This is a genomic window from Neolewinella maritima, assembly GCF_923081025.1.
GTDB classification, from domain to species: domain Bacteria; phylum Bacteroidota; class Bacteroidia; order Chitinophagales; family Saprospiraceae; genus Neolewinella; species Neolewinella maritima.
This window is the reverse complement of sequence record NZ_CAKLPZ010000001.1, coordinates 1,479,940-1,502,032: the sequence shown is the minus strand read 5'-3', so window position 1 is coordinate 1,502,032 and position 22,093 is coordinate 1,479,940. Positions and strand designations below refer to the sequence as shown.

The following is a 22,093-nucleotide window of genomic DNA, read 5'->3' as shown; positions in this document are numbered from 1 at the left end:
ATCTTCCCCGATCACTAAAGGGATCGATCGTGCATAAACTACTTCTGCTTAAGTGCCTGTTCCTGGGCGGCATGCTTACGGCACAGGACTTACAGGTATTCGAGGTTTTCACCGACCACGCAGTTCTACAGCGCGATAAGGAGCACCCGATCTGGGGCTGGACTAAGCAAAACCGCCGGGTGAGCGTAAGCTTAGATGGAACGACTGTCCGCACCAAAGCAGACCGCGACGGCCGTTGGGAGACTATGCTACCAGCCACCGAGGCAGGCGGGCCCCATACCATCAGCATAAGCGATGGTAAGCAGACCCTCACACTAGAGGATATCTACTTTGGTGATGTATACCTGCTGTCCGGACAGAGCAATATGGAGTGGCGACTGGCCCAGTCCGATCCGGATAGCACGCGCGCCGGGGCGATAGCCGATCCGCTCATCCGTCAGGTGCTGATCGACAAGACCAGTGCGGATACACCACTCGATCACATCGCGCTCAATGAGCCGTGGAAGCCCGGTACGGTGGACGAGATCGCCGACTTCAGTGGCGTAGGGGCATACTTCGCGCACTACTTGCGGGAGGCGGGTATTACGGTGCCTATCGGTCTGCTGCACTCCAGTTGGGGCGGAAGTCGGATAGAACCCTGGCTCAGCGCCGATATGCTCGATACGGATGCGCTAGCCCAGGTAGACAGCCAACAGGCTGAATCTCTGTCGACGGAAGACAGGGTTCGTGCGCTATACCGGCGGGAGTTTCCCGGACAGGGTGAGCCACCCACGGAAGATCGCGGTGCGGAGCTAGGCTACCTCGATGACGAAGTCGATGTAGCTGATTGGGCCACCGTAGAGCTGCCCGGCGCCTGGGAGTCCCGGGGATATACCAACGTAGATGGGTATTTTTATTACCGGCGGGAGTTTACGCTCACGGAGGCTCAGGCGGGTAGCGGAGCGGTACTCTACCTAGGACCCATTGATGATGGCGATAGAACCTACGTCAACGGCATACAGGTCGGTGATACGCCAAATGCTTACAGTACGAAACGGGAGTATCCCGTGGGGGCTGATGTGCTCCGTGCGGGAAAAAACACCCTCGCTATCCGTGTATTCGACGGGGGCGGTGGGGGCGGATTCATGGGTGCGCCAGAGGGCATGTATCTGCGCACCACTACGGGTGATGTGCCACTGAATGGCCGCTATGCGTACCGGATCGGCGAGTTCCGGATCGGGCAGGGCAGTCCCAACCAGGTCCCTACCCTACTCTATAATGCCATGATCGCACCCCTGAGGGCCTGGCCCCTCACCGGCGTACTCTGGTATCAGGGCGAAAGTAACGCCGGCCCGGGCGACGCAGAGGCCTATGCTGACTATATGCGCACGCTGGTCACCTCCTGGCGGGAACGCTTCGGCCAGGCTGAGCTACCCTTTTACTGGGTGCAGTTGGCTAACTACGAAGCCCCTCCAAGCTCGCCCGACGAGCCGGGCTGGGCGGTGCTACGAGCTAGCCAGACCGCCGCTACCGATCTGCCCCAGACCGGACAGGCCGTGATCACAGACATTGGTGAGGCAGATGATATTCACCCCAAGAATAAGTGGGAGGTGGGTCGGCGGTTAAGTCTGCATGCGCTGCGTGACGTGTATGGACAGGAGGTACAGGCGAGTAGTCCAGTCGCGACCGAGATACAAGTGGAGGGTGATCGCGCGTATGTCATGTTTTCCGAGATCGGTACGGGATTGATGATTCGTGGGCCGCAAGAGGAGCGCTACCCCATAGTTAAGTCGCTGAGCGTGCAGGATACGGAGGGGCAGTGGCACTGGGCCATAGGATTACTCCACACTAGTACAAATCGACTCGAAGTGATTAATCCGGCTGGCACCGGCATCCAGGCGGTACGCTATGCCTGGTTCAGTAATCCTGACGATGCAAACCTTTTCAGTCGGGAGGGGCTGCCGGTTACGCCCTTTGAACTGCGGGCAGACTAGCGAATACCTCGCATCGCCTACCTTCGCGGCCTTGGAACTTACGACCTCATACCGGAGCATCTGGAAAGTTAGCATCCCCATCATTGTCGGCAGTGCAGCCCAGAATGTGGTAGCGATGACCGATTCGGTCTTTCTCTACTACCGCAGCGAGGACGATTTTGCGGCCATCGGCTTCGTAGCCGCCTTTTACATCATCGTGGCGGCCGTGGGCTTTGGCTTCAGTCGCGGCGGACAGATCATGATCGCCCGCTACGTAGGGATGAATAAGCCCGCGGAGGTAGGCCGATCGTTCTATAGTACGGTGTACTTCGAGTTGGCGCTAGCCGTAGCGGTGTTTCTATTTATGACCTACGGGGCGTACTGGCTTTTTGCCTCCCTGGTGGACTCTGATGTCATCTTCTATAAATCCCTGGAGTACCTGGAGACCCGCAAGTGGGGGGTATTCGCCAGCTACCTGGGGGTAGCCTGCATTGCACTGTACACTGGTATCGCTAGACCGGTATTCATCGTGGTGGATACCGTGATACTGGCCATCACGAACATCTTTCTCGACGAAGCCCTGATCTTCGGACGTTATGGCTTTCCGGAGATGGGTATCGCCGGGGCCGGTCTGGCCAGCACGATCGCCGAGTACGTTGCCCTTGCGGTGTTTGTAGCCTACATGATCGGTGATCGAAAGAACCGCATCTACCTACGGGGTAAGTTGCCCAGGTACGATCCGGCGCTGATCAGAGAGATCGTGGGGCTATCTGTGCCTATCGTTACCATGTCCGTAGTGGGGTTGGGTAGTTACTTCTTCTTCACCGGACTGGTCGAAAACTTCGGCCCCCGCGCCCTGGCGGTCAACAACATCATCCGGATCGCCTACCTCATCCTGAGTATACCGGCCTGGGGCTTTTGTACGGGGGTAAACACGCTGGCCAGTTACTTCGTGGGCCGCGACGAGCGCCGCAAGGTGAAGGTTGTACTCTGGCGTACGGTGGCCCTTTGTCTGGGCGTGACCCTGCTCATGGGCTTGCCAATTATTTTATTCCCCCGGCAGGTCCTGTATCCACTCCTGGGAGACGAGCGCGTATACCTCATTCAGGCGGCCTATCCGGTCTTCTGGGTACTGCTGGGCATTTTGGTCACCTTCAGCTTTGCAAGCATCTTTTTCAACGGGCTGATCGGGGCGGGACAGACCAAGAAGGCACTCATTTACCAGACTACCTGTGCCGTAGTATATATGGCCCTGATCTTCGTCGTAGTGCGTAGCGGCTGGGGCAACCTGACGGTAGCCTGGAGCATGGAGATCGTGTACTGGGTACTGATGTTCGGCCTCAGCTTTCGTTACTTCCGACGGCCACGCTGGCGCGCGGCCTAGCAATAGGCCAGCTAGTTACGCAGACTCTAGCGCGGCGGCACCCCCCACGATCTCGAGGATCTCGTTGGTGATCGCTTCCTGGCGTGCCTTATTGTAGCTGATCTTCAGATCACGGAGGAGATCCTGCGCGTTCTCGGTGGCCTTATCCATAGCGGTCATTCGGGCACCGTGCTCGGAGGCATGGGTATCCAGTAGAGCGGCCTGAAATTTAGTCTGCAGAATACTGGGTAACAGGTACGCCAACAGTTCTTCCTTACCGGGCTCGAAGATGTAGTCTGCTTTGTACCGACTGGCAGCCGGAGCAGGCGAATTACCATCACCCTCCACAAGTAGCGTATCCTCTACGGGCAGGAACTGCTCGCTGGTAGCATACTGCACCGCAGCGTTCTTGAAGCGTGCGTAGGCTACATAGACGCGGTCGTAGCGACCGGACCGGAAGCGGGCCATGATCAAATCGGGTACCTCCTTCGTAAAGTCGAAGGCTAGATTATCGAACAGGTTGACAAAGTCAGTAACCACTTTGACATCGTCGCGCTTACCGTAGTGCTTGCGGAAGTACTCCGAACCCTTGCGGCCGATGCAGATGATGTCGAGCGGTCCGCTAAATTTGCCCATCTCCTTGATGGAGGCTTCGGCGGCTTTGATGACGTTGGTGTTGAACGCGCCGGCTAGTCCCCGATTAGATGTAACTACCACCACGCAAGCACCCGTGAGGGGGCGCACCTTATTGAACTCGGTATCGGCATCCCCCTCCAGACCGCTGAGGATGTTGCGCAGCATCTCGTCGAGCTTATCGGCGTAGGGCCGTAGCTCGACAATCGCTTGCTGCGCACGCCGCAACTTGGCCGCGGAGACCATCTTCATCGCGCTGGTGATCTGCTGGGTGTTCTTTACCGAGCGGATGCGTTCACGTACTTCCTTGAGGTTAGCCATATTGCAAGGGGTTATGGAGGAAAGGGGTTAAGGGGTTGTGGGGTGGCAATCATGCTGCCTTAACCCCTTAGCCTCTTAGCCCCCTAACTCCTTACTTCTTAAACTGTGGGGTCAATTCGCTAGCCAGTACTTCGAGCTTCTTGAGGTCTTCGTCCTGGAACTTCTTAGCGCGGAAGTTCTCCAGTACTTCCGGGTTCTTGCGGCCTAGCTCACCGAGGAACAGCTTCTCGAAGTCCTTGATCTGATCGACGGGCACGTCGCGCATCAGGTTCTTGGTACCGAGGTAGATGATGGCGGTTTGCTTCTCTACCGATACGGGGCTGTACTGTGGCTGCTTGAGGATCTCTACGTTGCGCTTACCCTTTTCGAGGATCCGCATGGTGGAGGCATCAAGATCGGAGCCGAACTTAGCGAACGCTTCCAGTTCGCGGTACGACGCCTGGTCGAGCTTCAGCGTACCGGATACTTTCTTCATCGGCTTGATCTGGGCGGAACCACCTACCCGGGAGACGGAAACCCCTACGTTGATGGCCGGACGGATACCGTTATTGAACAGCGTCGATTCGAGGAAGATCTGACCGTCGGTGATCGAGATCACGTTGGTGGGGATATAGGCGGATACGTCACCGGCCTGCGTCTCGATGATGGGCAGGGCGGTCAGTGAACCACCCCCCTTTACGATACCGGCTTCGCTGAGCGAAACGGGCAGGTCGTTCATGCTCTGCGCGATCTTGTCGTTGTTGATCACCTTGGCGGCGCGCTCCAGCAGGCGGCTGTGGAGGTAGAATACGTCACCGGGGTAGGCTTCACGTCCTGGAGGACGACGCAGTAGTAGCGATACCTCGCGGTAGGCTACGGCCTGCTTCGACAGATCATCGTAGATGATCAGTGCGGGACGGCCAGTATCGCGGAAGTATTCCCCGATCGCCGCACCGGCGAAGGGTGCGTAGAACTGCAGCGGCGCGGGCTCAGAGGCCGAGGCAGCTACGATGATGGAATAGTCCATCGCGCCGTTCTCTTCCAGGGTCTTGGCGACCTGGGCTACGGTGGAGGCCTTTTGTCCGCAGGCTACGTAGATGCAGTATACGGGCTCTCCGCGGTCGTAGAATTCCCGCTGGTTGAGGATGGTGTCGATGGCGATGGCTGACTTACCGGTCTGGCGGTCACCGATGATGAGTTCCCGCTGGCCACGGCCGATGGGGATCATAGCGTCGATCGCCTTTACACCGGTCTGCAGGGGTTCGTTTACCGGCTGGCGGTAGATTACACCGGGGGCCTTGCGCTCCAGGGGCATGTTGTAGGTCGTACCGGTGATATCACCTTTACCATCGATGGGCTGACCCAGGGAGTTGACTACGCGGCCCACCATGCCCTCACCTACCTGGATGGAGGCAATACGGCCGGTGCGTGACACGCGGCTACCTTCGTGGATACCGGAGGCACTACCCATGAGTACTACACCCACGTTGTCTTCTTCCAGGTTCAGTACGATGGCTTCGGTGCCGGTCTCGAAGGTGACCAGTTCACCCGCCTGCGCGTTGTTGAGGCCGTAGACACGGGCGATACCGTCACCTACCTGAAGTACGGTACCGTACTCTTCCAGCTCGGTGGCCGTATCGAATCCAGACAACTGGCGCTTGAGGATTGCGGAGATTTCGTCGGGTTGAACGTCTGCCATGGGGTTATTTTTAGTCGATTTGAGTTACGTAGACGTTGGGTTTGCGTAGTTCGGTGCGCATATTACTGAGCTTATGGGCTACGCTGGCATCGTATACCTGGCCGTCAAACTCCAGGATGAAACCGCCGATCAGCTCGGGGTCGATCTGCGTCTCCAGATCGATAGTATCTTCTGTCTTGCCACTGGCTACCAGCTGCCGCTTCACCGCTGCAAGGGTGTCGGCGGTCAGGGGGGCAGCACTGGTCAGGCGCACCGTAGAGATGTGCCGAATGGTCTTGTACTGCGCGTCAAATTCCTTCAGGATGCCGAGCATGTCCACTTCGCGGCCCTTATCGATGAGTAGCTTCACGTACAGCTTGGTGAGCTGGTCCGCGTCGGCCTTTTCGAGCAGTTGGGTAAGAATGGCTTGTTTCTTAGCGGGGTTGACGACCGGACTGCTGAGCAGAAGGGCGAACTCGCGGTTCTTGCCCATGGCCAGCAGGGTGTCTACATCGGCCTTGATGCGTTCGAGCTGTCCGCGCTCCTGCGCCAGTTCGATCAACGACTGGGCGTAGCGGGCTGCTACTCTGGGGTTGGTCATTAGGTGCTTAGTTTAGGTCGCTTACGAGCGCCTTCACGAAGGCTTCCTGGTTGGCGTCGCTCTTGAGGTCCTTCTGCAGGATCTTCTCGGCGATCTCGATCGCCATGGTGCCTACTTCCTTCTTGAGGTCTACCATAGCGGCTTTGCGCATATTGTCGATATCGCGCTTGGCATCGGCGGCTACCTTCTGGGCGGCAGCGCGGGCTTCATCGCGGGCGGCGGCAATCATCTCTTTGCTCTGGCGCTCGGCCTCGGTGATGATACGGGTACGCTCCTCACGGGTCTCGATGAGCAGGCGTTGGTTCTCATCCGACTGCGCCTGCATTTCGGCGCGGGCCTCGGCGGCTTTGTCCAGGCTGGACTGTATCTCGCTGTCCCGTTTTGACAGGGCGCGCTGGATCGGACCCCAGGCCAGCTTGGCCAGGATCGCGTACAGTAGCAGGAAGATGACGAGCGTCCAGAAGATCAGGCCCAGGTCAGGCTTGAGGACGTTGAAATCTACTAAAAACAGGGTGGACATGAGAAGAAGGGTTAGTAAGCTAAAAAACTCGGCAGTCGAGCCCCGGTATACTCCGAAGAGCGTACCGGGGTCGGCTGACAAGATGGTTCGACCGGCGCCGCTGCCAAGCGCAGTTCGGTGCCAGTCGGTGGGGTGGTTCAGCCGGAGCTAAGCCGCTACTAGAGCAGCTTGTCCAACAGACCCACGATGATCGCGAACAGTGCGGCACCCTCGACGAAGGCGGCAGTAAGGATCATGGCACTACGAATATCGGCAGCGGCTTCGGGCTGACGGGCGATGCTTTCGGTGGCTTTGCTACCGATAAGTCCGATTCCGAGTCCAGCGCCGAGGGCGGCGATACCTGCTCCAAGAGCTCCCATATTGAATGGATTTAAAGAATGAAAAAAGCTGTTAATATTCTTAGTTAGCGGGCGTATGCATGCCGGTCACGGCACCTCCCATCGCGCCGCCTTCGGCTACTTTTTCTTCCCCGTGGTGGCCGAGCTCGTCGTGGTGGTGCGCGTCTTCGACGGCCGCCCCGATGTAGCTCGCACTCAGGATCGCAAAGATGAAGGCCTGCACGAAGGCGACCAGCAACTCGATGCAGTTCATGAACATGGTAAAGGCGATACTTACCACCGCACCCGCGCCCGCGCCCACCAGGCTCTCTCCGTTCTGACCGAAGATGAAAATCAGGCTGATGAGGCTGAGGATGATAATGTGGCCCGCCGTGATGTTGGCGAACAGACGCACCATCAGCGAGAAGGGCTTGATCACCAGACCAAGTACTTCGACTACCGTAAGCAACGGCTTGACCGCCGTAGGTACACCGGGCATCCAGAGGGTGTGCTTCCAGAAGTGCGCGTTGCCGTGTACATAGGCTACGACTGCGGAGATGACCGCCAGGGCCATCGTCACACCGATATTGCCCGTCACGTTGGAGCTTCCAGGAAAGATCGGGATAAGGCCGAACAGATTGCAGAACAGCACAAAGAAGAAGATCGTCATGATGAAGGGCTGGAAGCGCTCGTAGTGCTTTTCGCCGATCATGGGAATGGAGATCTCATCGCGCAGAAACACGAAGAAGGGTTCCATCAGGCTCTGAATGCCACTAGGGGCACGACCCTCGTTCTTCTTGTACTTCGCCGCTACGGCTCCCCACAGCAGAATCAGTAAGAAGGCAGAGAGCAGCATCGTGAACACGTTCTTGGTGATACTGAAGTCGTAAAAGCTGGTGATACCGCCACCGAGCAGTCCGCCATCGCCCACAGAGGGTGCATCCAACAGGTACTCCTCGCCGTCGATCCGGGCGGAGTAGATATCGGCAGTCTTTCCTTCCTCCGAGGTGAAGACCTCGTGGCGGATACACTCTACATGGTGGTGACCTTCCAGCAGCTCATCCGGCGCGCCGGAGATGCGGTTGATCCGGCCGTGGTTCATGACGTAGCCGTCTACCGCCTCCTGTCCGTGGTGGAACATGTTGCTGAAGCCAACGGTAAAGCCGTGGTCGGGTGCGTAGAGGATGACGGGTAGGGGAATCGTAAAATCCCCGAAGAGATGAAACTCGTTGGCATCCGCAATGTGGTGCAGGATGACGCCGGCCGGATCGTACTCGGCCGCATGGCCGTCACAGCTCATATGCACCTCGGTCATGTCCCCCTCACCGCCGTAATCTCCGGTCGTGCCGTGATCCTGAGGCTCCTGACCGGCAAGACCGATACTGAGGCAAAACACACAAAGAAACAGGAAGCGGGCGCGGAGCGTCATACGGGGGGAAGATTTACAGTCCCTGAAATGAGCCGCAAAGGTAGCAAACACCAAGCTAAGGTTGGTAAGGGGCGGGTTTGTTTTTTGGAAAGAGGATTGGGGGGAGGTAGTTCTGTGGTTCTATAGTTCCAGCTCAGCGCCCACCTTCTCGTGCCACTCTAGTCCGTGCTTGCCCAGCACCTCCAGGAAAGGGTCGGAGTTGAACTGCTCTACATTGAATACACCGTGGCCTTCCCACTTGCCCTGAATGAGCATCATGGCTCCGGTCATGGCCGGTACACCCGTGGTGTAGCTCACGCCCTGGGCGCGGGTTTCCTTATAGGCCTGCTCGTGCTGGCAGTTGTTCCAGATGTAGTAGGTCTGCTCCTTACCATCCTTGATACCATGGATGCGACAGCCAATGCTGGTCTGACCGCTGTAGCCCTCCCCCAGCCCACCCGGATCGGGCAGTACGGTCTTGAGGAACTCGAGGGGAATGATCTCCACGCCGTGATGCATGACCGGTTCGATACTGGCCATGCCGATGTTCTGGATCACGCGGAGGTGGGTCAGGTACTCCTCCCCAAAGGTCATCCAGAAGCGGGCCCGCTTGAGGGTGGGAAAGTGCTTGACCAGACTCTCCAGTTCCTCGTGGTACAGCACATAGCTTGGCTTGGGTCCGATGTCCGGATAGGTGAGGTCCTTGCGGATACTGAAGGCGGGTATTTCTACCCATTCTCCGTTCTCGTAGTATTTCCCCGGCTGGGTGATCTCGCGGATGTTGATCTCCGGATTGAAGTTGGTCGCAAACGCCTTACCGTGGTCACCGGCGTTGGCATCGACGATGTCCAGGTAGTGCATTTCGTCGAAGAAGTGGCTGGCCGCCCGCGCCGTGAAGATGCTCGTCACGCCGGGGTCGAATCCACAGCCCAGAATAGCGGTCAGCCCCGCTGCCTTGAACTTCTCCTGGTAGGCCCACTGGTGGCTGTACTCAAACTTCGCTTCCTCCTTGGGCTCGTAGTTGGCGGTGTCCAGGTAGTGCACGCCGGCCTCCAGACAGGCATCCATAATGGTGAGGTCCTGGTACGGCAACGCCACATGGATCACCATGAACGGATCGTAATCCCGGATCAACTGCGTCAGGGCGGGCACGTCCTCGGCGTCTACGCTGGCCGTAGTGATCTTGTCGTAGCCCAGGTCGGTTTTGATGTCGGCGGCAATTTCGTTGCACTTGCGCTGCGTGCGACTGGCGATCATAAACTCCGAAAACACCTCCGGGTACTCTGCACACTTATAGGCTACTACCCGTCCGACACCTCCGGCGCCAATGATCATTACTCGCGACATACTTCTTGCTTTTGTCCCCCCCAACACCGGGGCGGGGCCGCAGGTGCGCGGTTTGTGGACAAAGATGCCTTCGGAGTACTCTTAGTGCTGGACCGTCAGACGTGCCGTGCCCCTGCGCTTACCGGCTGTCAGCTCGATGGTGTATGCACCCGGCACCAGGTTGGGTAGTGATAGTTCGATCTGCTGACTACCGGCGGGGTATAGCTGGCTCATGACTTCTCGTCCATCTGCGGCGTACAACACTACACGGAGGCGGTCGGTAAAGTCCGTCGGCACGTCGATCCGCAGGTGTTCGCGTGCCGGGTTTGGGTATACGGCTAGCGTGGTGGTCCGGGCCGGTGCAGTAGTCGGCGTAGTGCCGTCGCCGGTGATCAGGTAGATGGTGCCACTGCGGAAGTGGGCTACGAACAGTTTGCCGTCCCGTCCTTCCCCAAAGGTAGACGTACTCTGCAGGGGCAGGTCGCTGCGTACGGTGAGCCGGTCTTCCTCGGCCAGGTCGGCCCGGTAGAAAAAGAGGCGTGGTGCGGCAAAATCGGCAAAGATGTAGTAGCCCTGTAGGTTAGCAGCCGGACCCCGGTACACGAAGCCACCGGTTATGCTGGCTCCGTTTACTCCATCGTTGCCCCGGTGCGGGTAGTCTAATTCAGGGGCGTTAAACGTCTTCTCAGTATCTCCACAGTAGCGATCGGTGGATCCGCTGTAGGTGCTGAAGCCCTCCCGGCAGTTCCAACCGTAGTTCTGTCCACCCGTGGAGCCGGCCGCCTGGAAGTCTACCTCCTCGCGCTCATTTTGTCCTACGTCGCCGATCCACAGATCGCCGGTCTGCCGGTCGAATGAAATGCGCCAGGGGTTGCGCAGGCCGAGCGACCAGATTTCGGCCAGGGTGTCCTCGGAGCCTACAAAGGGATTGTCCGTTGGCACGGCATACTTGCGCGGCTCCGACGTAGTAGGATCCACACCTTGCTTATCTACGTCGACCCGCAGGATCTTGCCGAGTAGCGAACTGGGATCCTGCCCGTTGTCAAAGGGATCTCCTCCACCGCCACCATCTCCGGTTGGAATATATAGGTAGCCATCCGGCCCGAAGGCCAGATCACCGGCGTTATGGTTGGTAGCGGGCTGCTCAATGGCAAGTAGTATTTGTTGGCTTGCCGGATTTGGGCTGCCATCCACTCCCAGGGAGAAGCGTGCTACAGTAGTAACGAGGTGGCGACTCAGCTGCGATGGCTGGGTGTAGTTGACATACACGTATGCACTATCCGGCTCGGGATGAAAGGCCATACCCAGCAGCCCGCCCTCGCTGCGATCATCTACCGACTCCGAAAGGTCCAGCCAGAGCGTCTTGGTTCCACCGATAGTATCCAGCGCCTGCACCCTACCTTCCTTCTCTACGATGTAGAGCTGTCCATCCGTACGTGGGTCCGCTACGATATCGGTCGGCGCGTTGAACTGTTCAGCCAGGGGCAATAGTCGCACGGTGGGTTGTGCGCTTAGCGTACACGTGAGCAGGCAGAAGACACCTGCCGATAGGTACTGGAGCATAAAGGGTGCTTTACCCCATCAACTTCTTTTGGCCACGCTTAGTTTGCCCGAGGCAGGACCGCGGCTTACTGGATGATCAATCGCCCGGCAGCAACACGTCCCTCGGTAGTCACCTGTAGTGTATACAAGCCAGTCGGAACGTCGGGGAGTGAAAGACGGAGGCTTTGTTGCGACCCGGCCTGCTCGATCCAGCGCGCTAGCTCCCTGCCGGTGCCCGATAGCAGTTGGATCAGCGACGTACCCATTCCACCGGGCGGCAGCTCAAACTGCACCTCGGTGTGAGCCGGATTGGGGAATAGGCTGAGGCGGGCGGGAGCAGATAGGCCCACGCGACCGGTGCTGATACTGTCCTCCACTTCAATGCGGAATATCTTACCGTTGTAGCTGGCTACGAACATCGACCCGTCGTTGCTTTCGCCAAAGCACGAGATGTTACTCACCGGTTCGTCCGGCGTCACGTTCCATACGGGATTGTCCGAGCGTTCCGTATCGTACACGTACAGGCTGCTGCCCAGGAAGTCACCGAAGAAGAAGTAGCCATCGAGTTCCTTGACCGGTCCGCGATAGACGTACCCCCCTACGATGAATGCCCCGTTGACTCCATCATTTCCACTGACCGGATAGGCGAAACGCGGCGGATCGTATGCCCTGGGAATTTCACACGATGCGCGGTCGCGATCGGGGTATAGCTGAAAGCCCTCCGTACAGCTCCAGCCGTAGTTCTGACCGCCCCGGTTGCCCGCGGCCTGGTAGTTCATCTCCTGGTAATTCAGGGCTCCGATGTCACCGATCCATAGATCTTCAGTCTTGCGATCGAAGGATAGTTGCCGGGGATTGCGAAGCCCCATGGACCAAATAGCCTGTAAGGTATCCGTACTACCGTAGTAGGGGTTGTCCGTTGGGATACTGTAGTTGAGGGAATCACCCGGTACGTCTACGTCGATCCGCAGTAGCTTACCCAGCCGCGACATGGGATCTTGCGCCGCTCGGTACTCGTCGTTTTCGAGCGAACCGTCACCGCTGGGAACGTATAGGTAGCCATCCGGTCCGAAGGCCACATCGCCCAGGTTGTGGTACTGCCCGGGCTGGTCGAGCTGCAGAATAGTGTATTCGCTATCTAGATCGGCCACGTCGTTCTCCCCCATCGTAAACCGGCTGATCCGCGAAACGAGGGCAATACCCGGTCGGGTGGGCTCGGCGGTGTAGTTGACGTAGAAGTAGCTGCTATCCGGAAACTGCGGGTGAAAGTCCAGTCCGAGCAGTCCGCCGAGCGTCTTGGATTCCACGATAGAGGTGAGGTCGAGCACTAGTCGAGTTTTTTCATCACCTCGTGAATAGCGGTACACTTTTCCCAATCGCTCGGTGATGTAGATATCGTCCGTTCCGTCCTGTGCCTTGGTCATATCAACCGGCTGGTCGAATTCAGTATCCAACTCTATCAGTTTGAGCTTCGGTTGTGCCCGTACCGAGCAGCTCCAGGATAAGACTAGAAATAGTGCGAGCCTACAAATATTCATAACGAAGAAAGGCAGAGTGGTGGTTAGGGCTTATTCTACGATCAGGCGGGTGGATGCTGCACGGTCCGCAGTGCGTACCACTAGCACGTAGACCCCTGCGGGTAGTGCGGGTAAGGACAGATCAATGGTCGGTGCTGCCGTAAAGGATTCAGCGCTCTGGTACACCCGGCGCCCGTGGAGATCCGTGATCGAAGCGGTGGCCCGACCGGTCATTTCCGCCGGTCGGCTGATGGTCAACCGATCCTGTACGGGGTTGGGATAGGTGGTCAAGGCTAACGGAGCCGCATGCCGTGTACTGGTAGGCTCCTCGACGGTGGCACCAGGCGCGCCGATGCGGTACACGCTACCGGCGTAATCGGTGGCGTACAGCGCGCCCTGATTGTCTATGCCAAACGTGGTCAGATTATAGAACGGCACGTCCAGAATGACCCGCACCGAATCCTCGCCGGTGCTGCTTGGATCGTAAATGAACAGCCGCTGCGAAAAAAAGTCACCGAATATGTACAATCCGTGTAGGGAGGTGTCCGGACCGTAGTAGACCTCACCACCCGTGACGGAGCCGCCCTTTAGGTCTTGGTTACCATCCCGACCGTACACCAACCGGGGTGCATCGTAGGCAGTCAGGTCACTGCCACAGAAGCGCAGGGAGGAAGGGGTCGATTCTTCGAATCCTTCCATACAGTTCCAGCCGTAATTCTGCCCGCCGGTGTTGCCGGCAGCCTGGTAATTGATCTCCTGCCAGTAGGTGTTCGCCTTATCGCCGATCCATAGGTCACCCGTTTTATCGTCGAAGGCGATGTGGAAAGGATTGCGCACCCCGAGGGACCAGATCTCACCGAGCGTATCCGTGCTGCCCGCGAATGGGTTGGTGGTAGGAATGCCGTAGTTGCGCTCATCAGTCGATTCATCGACATCAATGCGGATGATTTTGCCCATCAGCGACTGCGGGTTCTGTGCGTTCTCGAACTGGTCATAACGTCCTCCCCCGTCACCGATACCGACGTACAGGTAGCCGTCCGGGCCAAACGCCATTCCACCACCGCTCTGACTCTGGCCCGGCTTGGGGATCGTCAGTATTAAGCGCTCAGTTGTCGGGTCGGCCAGGCCGTCCTTGTCTAGTGTAAATCGACTCAGTTCAAGGGTACTGGGCTGCAGCGGTCCGCTTCCCGGCACGGTGTACATGATAAAGAAGGTGTTACTGTCCACATTGGGGTGAAACGCGCCACCTACTAAGCCTCCCTCCCCGACCGTAGTGAGACGCTCAGCCAGATTGAGGAAGGCTGTCTTTTCGTGGGTCTCGGTATCGTACCGGTGTATCCCGCCGTCCTTTTCGATTATATAAATATGGTTACTACCATCACCACGAGATACCAACCCGAGAGGTTTAGCGAAGGTGGAATCTAGTGCGGTGAACTGGACCTCCGGCTGAGCCGTGAGGGCTAGAGTACACAGGAGTGCACAAAGCGTCAACGTTGATTGCATGCCACAACAAGATGTGTATCCGCCATTCTGGCGAGATACCGTGATCGAATATGCGGTTCAAAAGAACCTGTATCATACTCGGAAACGCAAGAATTGCCCATGGGGTATGCGGAAACTCAGATATTTCGTACGCTTTTTACTATCTCGGACAAATCATCTACGGACTGATACTCCCGGAACCAGGTCAACTGCCGCTTGGCGTATCGGCGACTATTCCGCTCGATCAACATCTGCACCTCCCCGATAGTCCCTTCACCCACTATATAGGGCCACCATTCCTGGTACCCGACGGTCTGCATCGGACGGAGATCGCGTAGCGGGTACAATTTCCGCGCTTCGGCCTCCAGTCCATTCTCTAGCATCCTGCGCACGCGCCCTTCGATATGACGGTAAAGCAGCGTACGATCTATCCGGGGCATGAAGCAGTGAGATATGAAGGGGCGCTCCACACGCTGACCCAGAAAGCTGCTGTAGGGACGGTCAGCGGAATAACTTACCCGCAACGCACGCTGTAGGCGTCGTCCGTTCTGTCGATCAACGGTAGCATAGTACACCGGATCGACCTGTTCCACGGCGCGCTGTAAGCCCGGCAGGCCCTCGCGTTCTTCCAGCGCCGCTACGGCTAGCGTAGCCTCTGGCGTGACGGGGGGGAACTCATCGAGCCCCTCACACAATGCCCGCAGGTAAAGCCCACTTCCACCTACCGCGATGACCACATCGTGGCGTGCATGCAGATCAGCCAGCCGTACCAGGGCTTCGTCAGCAAACGCGCCGGCCGATAAGGGAGCAGTCACGCTACGGTCCGCAATAAAGTGGTGGGGAGCGGCGTCAAGCTCTTCCTCCGATGGACGAGCATTTCCAATGCACAACTCCCGGTAGAACTGCCGGCTGTCGGCACTGATGATCTCCGTGCCGTAATGCTGGGCCAGCTGAATGGCCAGCGCTGTCTTGCCGCTGGCCGTAGGACCGCCAATGACGATGAGGTGCTTCATCCGATCCGCTCAGGCCGTGACCGGGGCAAGAATTCCGTGCACGAACTCCCGGGTCGCCTCCGCTACCCGCTCGTCCTGCCCGTGGAGTGCGCGGATGAATGCGCTGCCAATGATGGCCCCATTGAAGTACTCACAGGCCGTGCGGAAGGTCCGGGCGTCGCTGATCCCGAAGCCGATAAGTTTTGGGTTATCTAATCCGAGTGCGGCGATGCGGTCGAAGTAGGCCCGCTGCCGGTCACTGATCTGTGCACTGCCCCCGGTGATGCTGCTGCTGGACACCACGTACATGAAGCCGGTGCTAGTCGCCGCGATCTCGCGGATGCGCTCGTCGGTAGTCTGGGGAGTGACCAGGAAGCTGATCTCCAGACCGGCGCGCTCGGCGATGTCGCGGAAATCACGCTGGTACTCATAGGCCGGCAGGTCGGGTAGGATCAGGCCGTCTACGCCTGCCTCGGCGGCCTTGTCTACGAAGCGGTCGGGACCGTACTGCATCAGCTGATTGTAGTAGCCCATCAGTACCAGGGGCACCTCGGTGTGCCGCCGTGCTTCGGCGATCTGCTCGAACAGCAGCTTTAGGGTCATGCCGTTGGAAAGCGCCTGCATGCTGCTCCGCTGGATGGTCTCGCCGTCGGCCATGGGGTCGGAGTAGGGCATACCGATCTCGATCAGGTCGGCTCCGGATTCGGCCAGGGCAGTGATGACCGGCACGGTACTATCCAGGGCGGGATAGCCGGCGGTAAAGTAGACGTTGAGTACGTCGCGGGGCTTATCGGCGAAGAGCTTAGAAAGGCGGTTCATGGCAATGAATTAGGTCGAGGCGTTGTACGCTGAGTGGATGTAGGTTGGGGAATCAGCGTACTGTTCCTGCTTACTTGAGCGGTTCACTATCGAGGTAAGAGGAGAAGGCAGCCAGGTCCTTATCTCCTCTCCCACTCAGACAAACAACGATCACATCATCCGCACTATATTCCATCTGGTCGAGCGCGGCAAAGGCATGGGCGGTTTCCAGGGCAGGGATGATGCCCTCCTGTCGGGCTACGAAGAGGGCGGCGGCCAGGGCATCAGCGTCCGTGACGCTGATGGCTTCGGCACGATTGCTATCGATCAGGAAGGCGTGGAGCGGACCAATACCGGGGTAATCGAGTCCGGCCGAAATGCTGTAAGGCTCTACGATCTGTCCGTCTTCGGTCTGCATGAGCAGGGTGCGGCTACCGTGGATGATGCCTTCGGTACCGAGCTGACTGGTCGCGGCGGACTCCCCGCTATCAACCCCCAGGCCGGCGGCTTCGACGGCTACCAGGCGGACCCGCTCATCGTTCAGGTAGTGGTAGAACGCTCCGGCGGCATTGCTTCCGCCACCCACGCAGGCGACGACCGCATCGGGGTAGTCTCTACCGATCTTTTCCTGTAGCTGCCACTTGGTCTCCTCGCTGATCACTGACTGAAAACGGGCCACCATATCGGGGTATGGGTGCGGTCCTACGACCGAGCCGATGATGTAGTGGGTGTCCTCGGGATTATTGATCCAGTCGCGGATCGCTTCGTTGGTCGCATCCTTAAGCGTACGGCTACCGCTGAGGGCCGGGCGTACCTCGGCACCTAGCATCTTCATGCGGGCTACGTTGGGAGCCTGGCGTGCAATGTCGACCTCACCCATATAGACGATGCACTGCAGGCCCTTGAGGGCACAGACGGTAGCCGTAGCTACGCCGTGCTGACCGGCACCCGTCTCGGCGATGATGCGCTTCTTCCCGAGTCGCTCGGCCAGTAGGATCTGACCGATAGTGTTATTGATCTTGTGCGCCCCGGTGTGGTTGAGGTCTTCGCGCTTCAGGTACACCTGGGTACCGTAGTGCTTGCTGAGCCGCTCGGCGTAGTACAGGGGGCTGGGCCGACCTACGTAATCCTTTAGCAGCAGGTCGAACTCCTCCCGGAACTTGGGGTCGGCGGTCATTTCGCGGTAGCTACGGCGTAGTTGCTCTACGTTACCGTGCAGCATTTCGGGGATGTAGGCTCCTCCGAAGCGACCGTAGTAGCCGCGGGCGTCGATATCGATATGTTTCATGCGGGGGTGGCAGTGCGTGCCTTTACGTAGGTGAGTAGATTATGGATCATGAGCCGGCCGTGCTCGGTCATGATGCTTTCGGGATGAAACTGTACCCCAAAGATCGGGAACTCCCGGTGACGCAGCGCCATGATGCCGCCGGCCTCGTCAGTGGCCGTGACCTCCAGCTCTGCCGGTAGCGTAGCCGGATCGATGACCCAGCTGTGGTAACGACCGGCGCGAAAACTGTCCGGTACGTCTGCAAACAAGACATCGTCCGTTTGGATGCGTTGCATGTCGGTTTCAATGCCGTGGTGCACCTGGTCCAGGTTGTGTAGCTTAGCTCCGAAGGCCTCCCCGATCGCCTGATGCCCCAGGCATACACCAAAGATTACCTTGTCTTCCTTATAGCGCTGGATGAGCCCCGGCATGATACCCGCCTCGGCCGGCAGTCCCGGTCCCGGACTCAAGACAATCAAATCATAGGCCCCCACCTCATCGAGCGAGATTTGGTCATTACGGTATACGTCGACGCGTTCGCCCAGCTCCTCCTCCATATAGTGGACCAGGTTGTAGGTGAACGAATCGTAGTTGTCAAGAATTAGCACTTTCATACGTAGCAATTAAAACCAATAAAATCCGTGCCTTTAAACTGTATTATTCGGGGTTGAACCTAAAAGCTAGCCGCCAGTCCCTCCGCCTTGGTCAGTGCCTTAGTTAGCGCCCCCAGCTTGTGGTACACTTCCTGCAGCTCGCTCTCTTCGTCGCTGGCCGCCACCACACCGGCGCCGGCCTGGTAGTACAGCGTATTGTCCTGACTAAAGAAGGAGCGTATCAGGATCGCCTGGTTCATCCCCCCATCGAAGTCGATAAAGCCGATGGCCCCACCGTAAAATCCTCGCTGCTGATTCTCGTACTTGTCGATGAGTTGGATGGCCCGGTACTTCGGCGCACCGCTCAGTGTACCGGCCGGAAAAGTGTCGCCAAAGATGCGCACGGCTTCATCCTGCCGCTCCAGCTTGCCGTCTACCGTACTCACCAGGTGGATCACGTGGCTGTAGTAGTGCACTTCCCTTAGGCTACGCACGGTTACGTCGCGGGTATGCCGACTCAGGTCGTTGCGGGCCAGGTCCACCAACATGACGTGCTCGGCATTCTCCTTTGGGTCGGCCAGTAGCTGCTCGGTGGCCAGGCGGTCGCGCTCCGCATCGCCACTGCGGCGGTAGGTGCCGGCAATGGGGTTTAGCCGCGCCAGTCCGTCGCGGATCACCATCTGGCTCTCCGGACTGCTACCCATGATCCGGTAGTCGCCGTAGTCGAAGTAGAACAGGTAGGGCGAGGGATTGATACTCCGCAGCGCCCGGTACACCTGAAACTCATCGCCCGTAAAATCCTGCCGAAACTGCCGGCTCAGCACGATCTGAAATACGTCACCCACCTGGCAGTGGTGCTTGCCCTTGCTGACGAGGTCGCGGTATTGCGCATCGGTCAGGTTACTCCGCTCCTCCCCCTCCGTATCGAAGGGATGCACGGTGCCCCCGGCGCGGATCGCTTGCTCTACCTCATCAAGCCGACTCTCCTCCCCCACCGGCAGGTTCTCCAGTAGCAGCAGCTCGTCGCGGTAATGATGGAACACGAGCACGAAGCGGTACAGGTGGTACCTCAGGGCGGGGGACCGCAGGTGCGAAGGATTGGAAAAGCGCAGTGAGTCGAAGTACCCCACCCCCTCGAAGTTGGTGTGGCCGATCAGGCCGTTGAACTGCCGCACGAGCGGGGTGGTCTGCCCGTAGTCGATGTCGAAAGACTGCAGATAGGCCGATAGGTCCTTGCTCACCGTATCGGTGTCCGTGACCGGCAGTGTAGTGGTCTCCTGCCCTATCCTGCCGCGGCTGATGGTCTGTTCATCCACCCGGTAGTAGGCCAGCGTATCCAGGCCGATGATACTGAAGTAGTGTTCGTTGTGCCGCGTCTCGTTAGATTCCAGGAGCACCGGATCGGTAAAGCGGTCGCGCAGGGAGAGGTACAGCGACACGGGGGTGAGCTGATCGGCCGTCAGGCGGCGGGTGACCACCCGTAGGGCGGTAGTCGAAGGAGGAGCAACGGTAGCGGAGGTAGACAAGGGGCTAAAGAGTTTATTCGGTACCCGACGGGACGGAAAAAGGCCCGCCGGAGCATCCGACGGGCCTTTTATATTACGTGCAGGACCTTAGGTGCTCAGGAATGAGTACGTACGGGCCACCAAACAAGCATTTGCTTCTGCATGCCCCAAAGATAGGCACAACATCCGGAGTGCCAAAGTTTTTACACCTTGCGTGCCTCCACCTCCCTCTCCCCCTCACACCAACCACCGCACCCGCGCCCCCGCCCTACGCTTACCACCTCCAACAGTCCGCCTTAACCCCTTCACCCCTTAACTCCTTCTCCCCCTACCTCCCTCTCCCCTTAACCCCCTGCCATGACCGACTTTCTACTCTACGGCGCCTACGGCTATACCGGACGCCTGATCGTACGCATGTGTGCCGACTACGGACTCACCCCCCTGCTGAGCGGTCGCAACGCCGAGAAGCTGGAGCAATTACACCACGAGTTCGGCTACCCCTACCGGGCGGTAGACCTGCGCAATACGACGGAGTTGACCGATCTACTGCAGCATCAGAAGGTGGTACTACACGCCGCCGGCCCCTTCATCGATACCGCCGATGCGATGCAGCAGGTGTGCCTGGCAACGGGCACTCACTATCTGGATATCACGGGGGAGATACCGGTGTTCGCTATGGGCGCCCGACGGGCGAAGGAGGCGGAAGCTGCGGGGGTGATGCTGATGTCGGGCGTAGGCTTCGACGTAGTACCTACGGACTGTATGGCCGCTTACCTCAAAGAGAAACTGCCGCAGGCGACCGAACTGATCTTGGCCTTCGCGTGGAAAGGCGGTATGCTGAGCCACGGCACGGCCAAGACGATGCTGGGCGGATTAGGATCGGGAGGAGCCATCCGGGAGCACGGTAAGATCAAGCCGGTGAAGGCGGCTTACGCTACGCGGAGCTTTCCGTTTACGGAGCAGGCCTCCCTGCAGGCGGTGACCATACCGTGGGGTGATGTGTTTACGGCCTTCTTCACGACCGGTATCCCCAATATCAGTACTTACTTCGCCGTGCCACCGGCGCAGATCAAGACGATGCAGCGCAGCAACTACCTCGGTCCCCTGCTGCGATTGGGCGTAGTCAAAAACTACCTGCGCAAGAAGATTGAGGCCCGGCCGGCCGGTCCGGATGATACCCAGCGCGAAAAGGCCGAGAGCTACGTGTATGGCGAGGTGAAGGATGCCGGGGGCAAGACCGTTGCCGCGCGACTGCGGACGCCGGAGGGCTACACGCTCACCGCCATCACGGCTCTCATCATCGTAAAGCGCGTACTGGCCGGGGAAGTGAAGCCGGGCTACCAGACGCCCGCCGGACTCTACGGCGCCGACCTCATCATGGAAGTAGAGGGCGTCACGCGGGAATACCTCGTCACTTCTTAACGATTCGGTAGTAATCTTCGGCCGTCCATAGGTGTTCTTACACAAATACCTGCCCTTATGCGCCGCATCCTACTGCTATTTATCGCTCTCGCCTGTCTTTCCCTTCCCGCCACGGCCCAACTCGGTAAGCTCGGCAAATTAGCGGATAAGGCTTCCGGTATCCTCAGTGGGGAGAACCCGTTGAGTGATGAGGAGGTCGGCAGCGCCCTCAAAGAAGCACTGGACCAGGGAGTGGGCAAGGCCGTCACTTCGCTATCCGCTCAAGACGGCTACCTGATGAGTCCATACAAGATCCTGCTACCGGAGGAGGCGCAGGCTATCGTGAGCAGGGTCAGTGCCCTGCCCGGTTTCGGCAACGTCGAGCAGGACCTTACCTTCCGCATCAACCGGGCGGCCGAGACGGCGGCTAAGAAGGCTACCCCCATCTTCGTCAGCGCCATCAAGGGGCTCACCTTTAAGGATGCGATGAACCTGCTGATGGGTGAGCAGGATGCAGCGACCCGTTACCTGGAGTCTAACACGTCTTCGGCCCTGACCGGTGAATTCCAACCGGTGATTCGGGCAGCCCTCGACGAGGTGAACGCCAACGAAATATGGGCCAAGGTCGTTGCGGCCTACAACAAGATCCCGTTTGTGCAAAAAACGGAGCCGGAACTGGATACTTACGTGACCCAGCGCGCACTGGAAGGAATGTTCGGCCTGATCGAGGTCAAGGAAACGGAATTGCGTGAACAGCCCGCGCTGCGGAATACGGAGCTGCTGCGCACCGTATTTGCCCGTCAGGACAAGTAAGGACACGGGCGCGTACGCGGGTGCGGGGAGGAAGGACTAGAAAAGGTTAACACTGAGTTAACATGAAGGTGGCCGACACTTCGGA

At 58.5% G+C, this 22,093-nt stretch carries 19 protein-coding genes; 4 read left to right on the top strand and 15 right to left on the bottom strand.

All coding sequences use genetic code 11. From position 1 onward, the window contains the following. The first annotated feature begins 29 nt into the window (after window positions 1–29). The gene (locus MJQ68_RS06185) at window positions 30–1,973 is read left to right on the top strand and encodes a sialate O-acetylesterase (protein WP_238750157.1); all 1,944 of its coding nucleotides are present in this window, start codon (window positions 30–32) and stop codon (window positions 1,971–1,973) included. Between the two features lie 31 nt (window positions 1,974–2,004). Then, on the top strand, window positions 2,005–3,336 hold the full coding sequence (locus MJQ68_RS06180) for an MATE family efflux transporter (protein ID WP_238750156.1): 1,332 nt from the start codon (window positions 2,005–2,007) through the stop codon (window positions 3,334–3,336). A gap of 15 nt (window positions 3,337–3,351) precedes the next feature. Here MJQ68_RS06180 and atpG read toward each other — a convergent pair whose 3' ends face one another. The 15 genes from atpG to MJQ68_RS06105 all read right to left on the bottom strand — a co-directional run bounded on the left by atpG (window position 3,352) and on the right by MJQ68_RS06105 (window position 19,815). Then, on the bottom strand, window positions 3,352–4,269 hold the full coding sequence (gene atpG / locus MJQ68_RS06175) for an ATP synthase F1 subunit gamma (protein WP_238750155.1): 918 nt from the start codon (window positions 4,267–4,269) through the stop codon (window positions 3,352–3,354). Window positions 4,270–4,360: 91 nt separating this feature from the next. Beyond that, window positions 4,361–5,947: a F0F1 ATP synthase subunit alpha gene (gene atpA, locus MJQ68_RS06170; RefSeq protein WP_238750154.1), complete on the bottom strand. Its 1,587-nt coding sequence runs from the start codon at window positions 5,945–5,947 to the stop codon at window positions 4,361–4,363. A gap of 10 nt (window positions 5,948–5,957) precedes the next feature. After that, a complete protein-coding gene (gene atpH / locus MJQ68_RS06165; protein WP_238750153.1) occupies window positions 5,958–6,527 on the bottom strand; it encodes an ATP synthase F1 subunit delta in 570 nt (189 codons plus the stop codon). A 7-nt stretch (window positions 6,528–6,534) separates the two neighbouring features. Next, window positions 6,535–7,047: a F0F1 ATP synthase subunit B gene (gene atpF / locus MJQ68_RS06160; protein WP_238750152.1), complete on the bottom strand. Its 513-nt coding sequence runs from the start codon at window positions 7,045–7,047 to the stop codon at window positions 6,535–6,537. A 158-nt stretch (window positions 7,048–7,205) separates the two neighbouring features. Continuing rightward, window positions 7,206–7,406 (bottom strand): ATP synthase F0 subunit C, encoded by a 201-nt coding sequence (atpE, locus tag MJQ68_RS06155; RefSeq protein WP_116105365.1) that lies wholly within the window; start codon window positions 7,404–7,406, stop codon window positions 7,206–7,208. A 40-nt stretch (window positions 7,407–7,446) separates the two neighbouring features. Next, entirely contained in the window at window positions 7,447–8,793 is a 1,347-nt protein-coding gene (gene atpB, locus MJQ68_RS06150) for a F0F1 ATP synthase subunit A (RefSeq protein WP_238750151.1), read from the bottom strand. A 120-nt stretch (window positions 8,794–8,913) separates the two neighbouring features. Then, entirely contained in the window at window positions 8,914–10,119 is a 1,206-nt protein-coding gene (locus MJQ68_RS06145) for a saccharopine dehydrogenase family protein (protein ID WP_238750150.1), read from the bottom strand. Window positions 10,120–10,200: 81 nt separating this feature from the next. Beyond that, on the bottom strand, window positions 10,201–11,661 hold the full coding sequence (locus tag MJQ68_RS06140) for a PQQ-dependent sugar dehydrogenase (RefSeq protein ID WP_238750149.1): 1,461 nt from the start codon (window positions 11,659–11,661) through the stop codon (window positions 10,201–10,203). Between the two features lie 65 nt (window positions 11,662–11,726). After that, the gene (locus MJQ68_RS06135; RefSeq protein WP_238750148.1) at window positions 11,727–13,094 is read right to left on the bottom strand and encodes a PQQ-dependent sugar dehydrogenase; all 1,368 of its coding nucleotides are present in this window, start codon (window positions 13,092–13,094) and stop codon (window positions 11,727–11,729) included. Window positions 13,095–13,208: 114 nt separating this feature from the next. Further along, a complete protein-coding gene (locus tag MJQ68_RS06130) occupies window positions 13,209–14,552 on the bottom strand; it encodes a PQQ-dependent sugar dehydrogenase (protein ID WP_238750147.1) in 1,344 nt (447 codons plus the stop codon). 224 nt (window positions 14,553–14,776) lie between these two features. Continuing rightward, window positions 14,777–15,652, bottom strand: coding sequence for a tRNA (adenosine(37)-N6)-dimethylallyltransferase MiaA (gene miaA, locus MJQ68_RS06125; protein ID WP_238750146.1), 876 nt, complete (start codon window positions 15,650–15,652; stop codon window positions 14,777–14,779). A gap of 9 nt (window positions 15,653–15,661) precedes the next feature. Next, complete coding sequence (trpA, locus tag MJQ68_RS06120) at window positions 15,662–16,450, bottom strand: tryptophan synthase subunit alpha (RefSeq protein WP_238750145.1); 789 nt, start codon at window positions 16,448–16,450, stop codon at window positions 15,662–15,664. A 70-nt stretch (window positions 16,451–16,520) separates the two neighbouring features. Beyond that, on the bottom strand, window positions 16,521–17,717 hold the full coding sequence (gene trpB / locus MJQ68_RS06115) for a tryptophan synthase subunit beta (RefSeq protein WP_238750144.1): 1,197 nt from the start codon (window positions 17,715–17,717) through the stop codon (window positions 16,521–16,523). Continuing rightward, a complete protein-coding gene (locus MJQ68_RS06110) occupies window positions 17,714–18,310 on the bottom strand; it encodes an anthranilate synthase component II (RefSeq protein WP_238750143.1) in 597 nt (198 codons plus the stop codon). The genes trpB and MJQ68_RS06110 overlap by 4 nt, the downstream gene beginning before the upstream one ends. 59 nt (window positions 18,311–18,369) lie before the next feature. Next, window positions 18,370–19,815 carry an anthranilate synthase component I family protein gene (locus tag MJQ68_RS06105; RefSeq protein ID WP_238750142.1) on the bottom strand — a complete coding sequence of 482 codons (1,446 nt, stop codon included), beginning with the start codon at window positions 19,813–19,815 and terminating at the stop codon, window positions 18,370–18,372. A 336-nt stretch (window positions 19,816–20,151) separates the two neighbouring features. On the opposite strand from MJQ68_RS06105, the gene MJQ68_RS06100 reads away from it, so the two are divergent. Next, a complete protein-coding gene (locus MJQ68_RS06100; RefSeq protein ID WP_238750141.1) occupies window positions 20,152–21,216 on the top strand; it encodes a saccharopine dehydrogenase family protein in 1,065 nt (354 codons plus the stop codon). Between the two features lie 57 nt (window positions 21,217–21,273). After that, the gene (locus tag MJQ68_RS06095; RefSeq protein WP_238750140.1) at window positions 21,274–22,008 is read left to right on the top strand and encodes a DUF4197 domain-containing protein; all 735 of its coding nucleotides are present in this window, start codon (window positions 21,274–21,276) and stop codon (window positions 22,006–22,008) included. The last annotated feature ends 85 nt before the right edge of the window (window positions 22,009–22,093 follow it).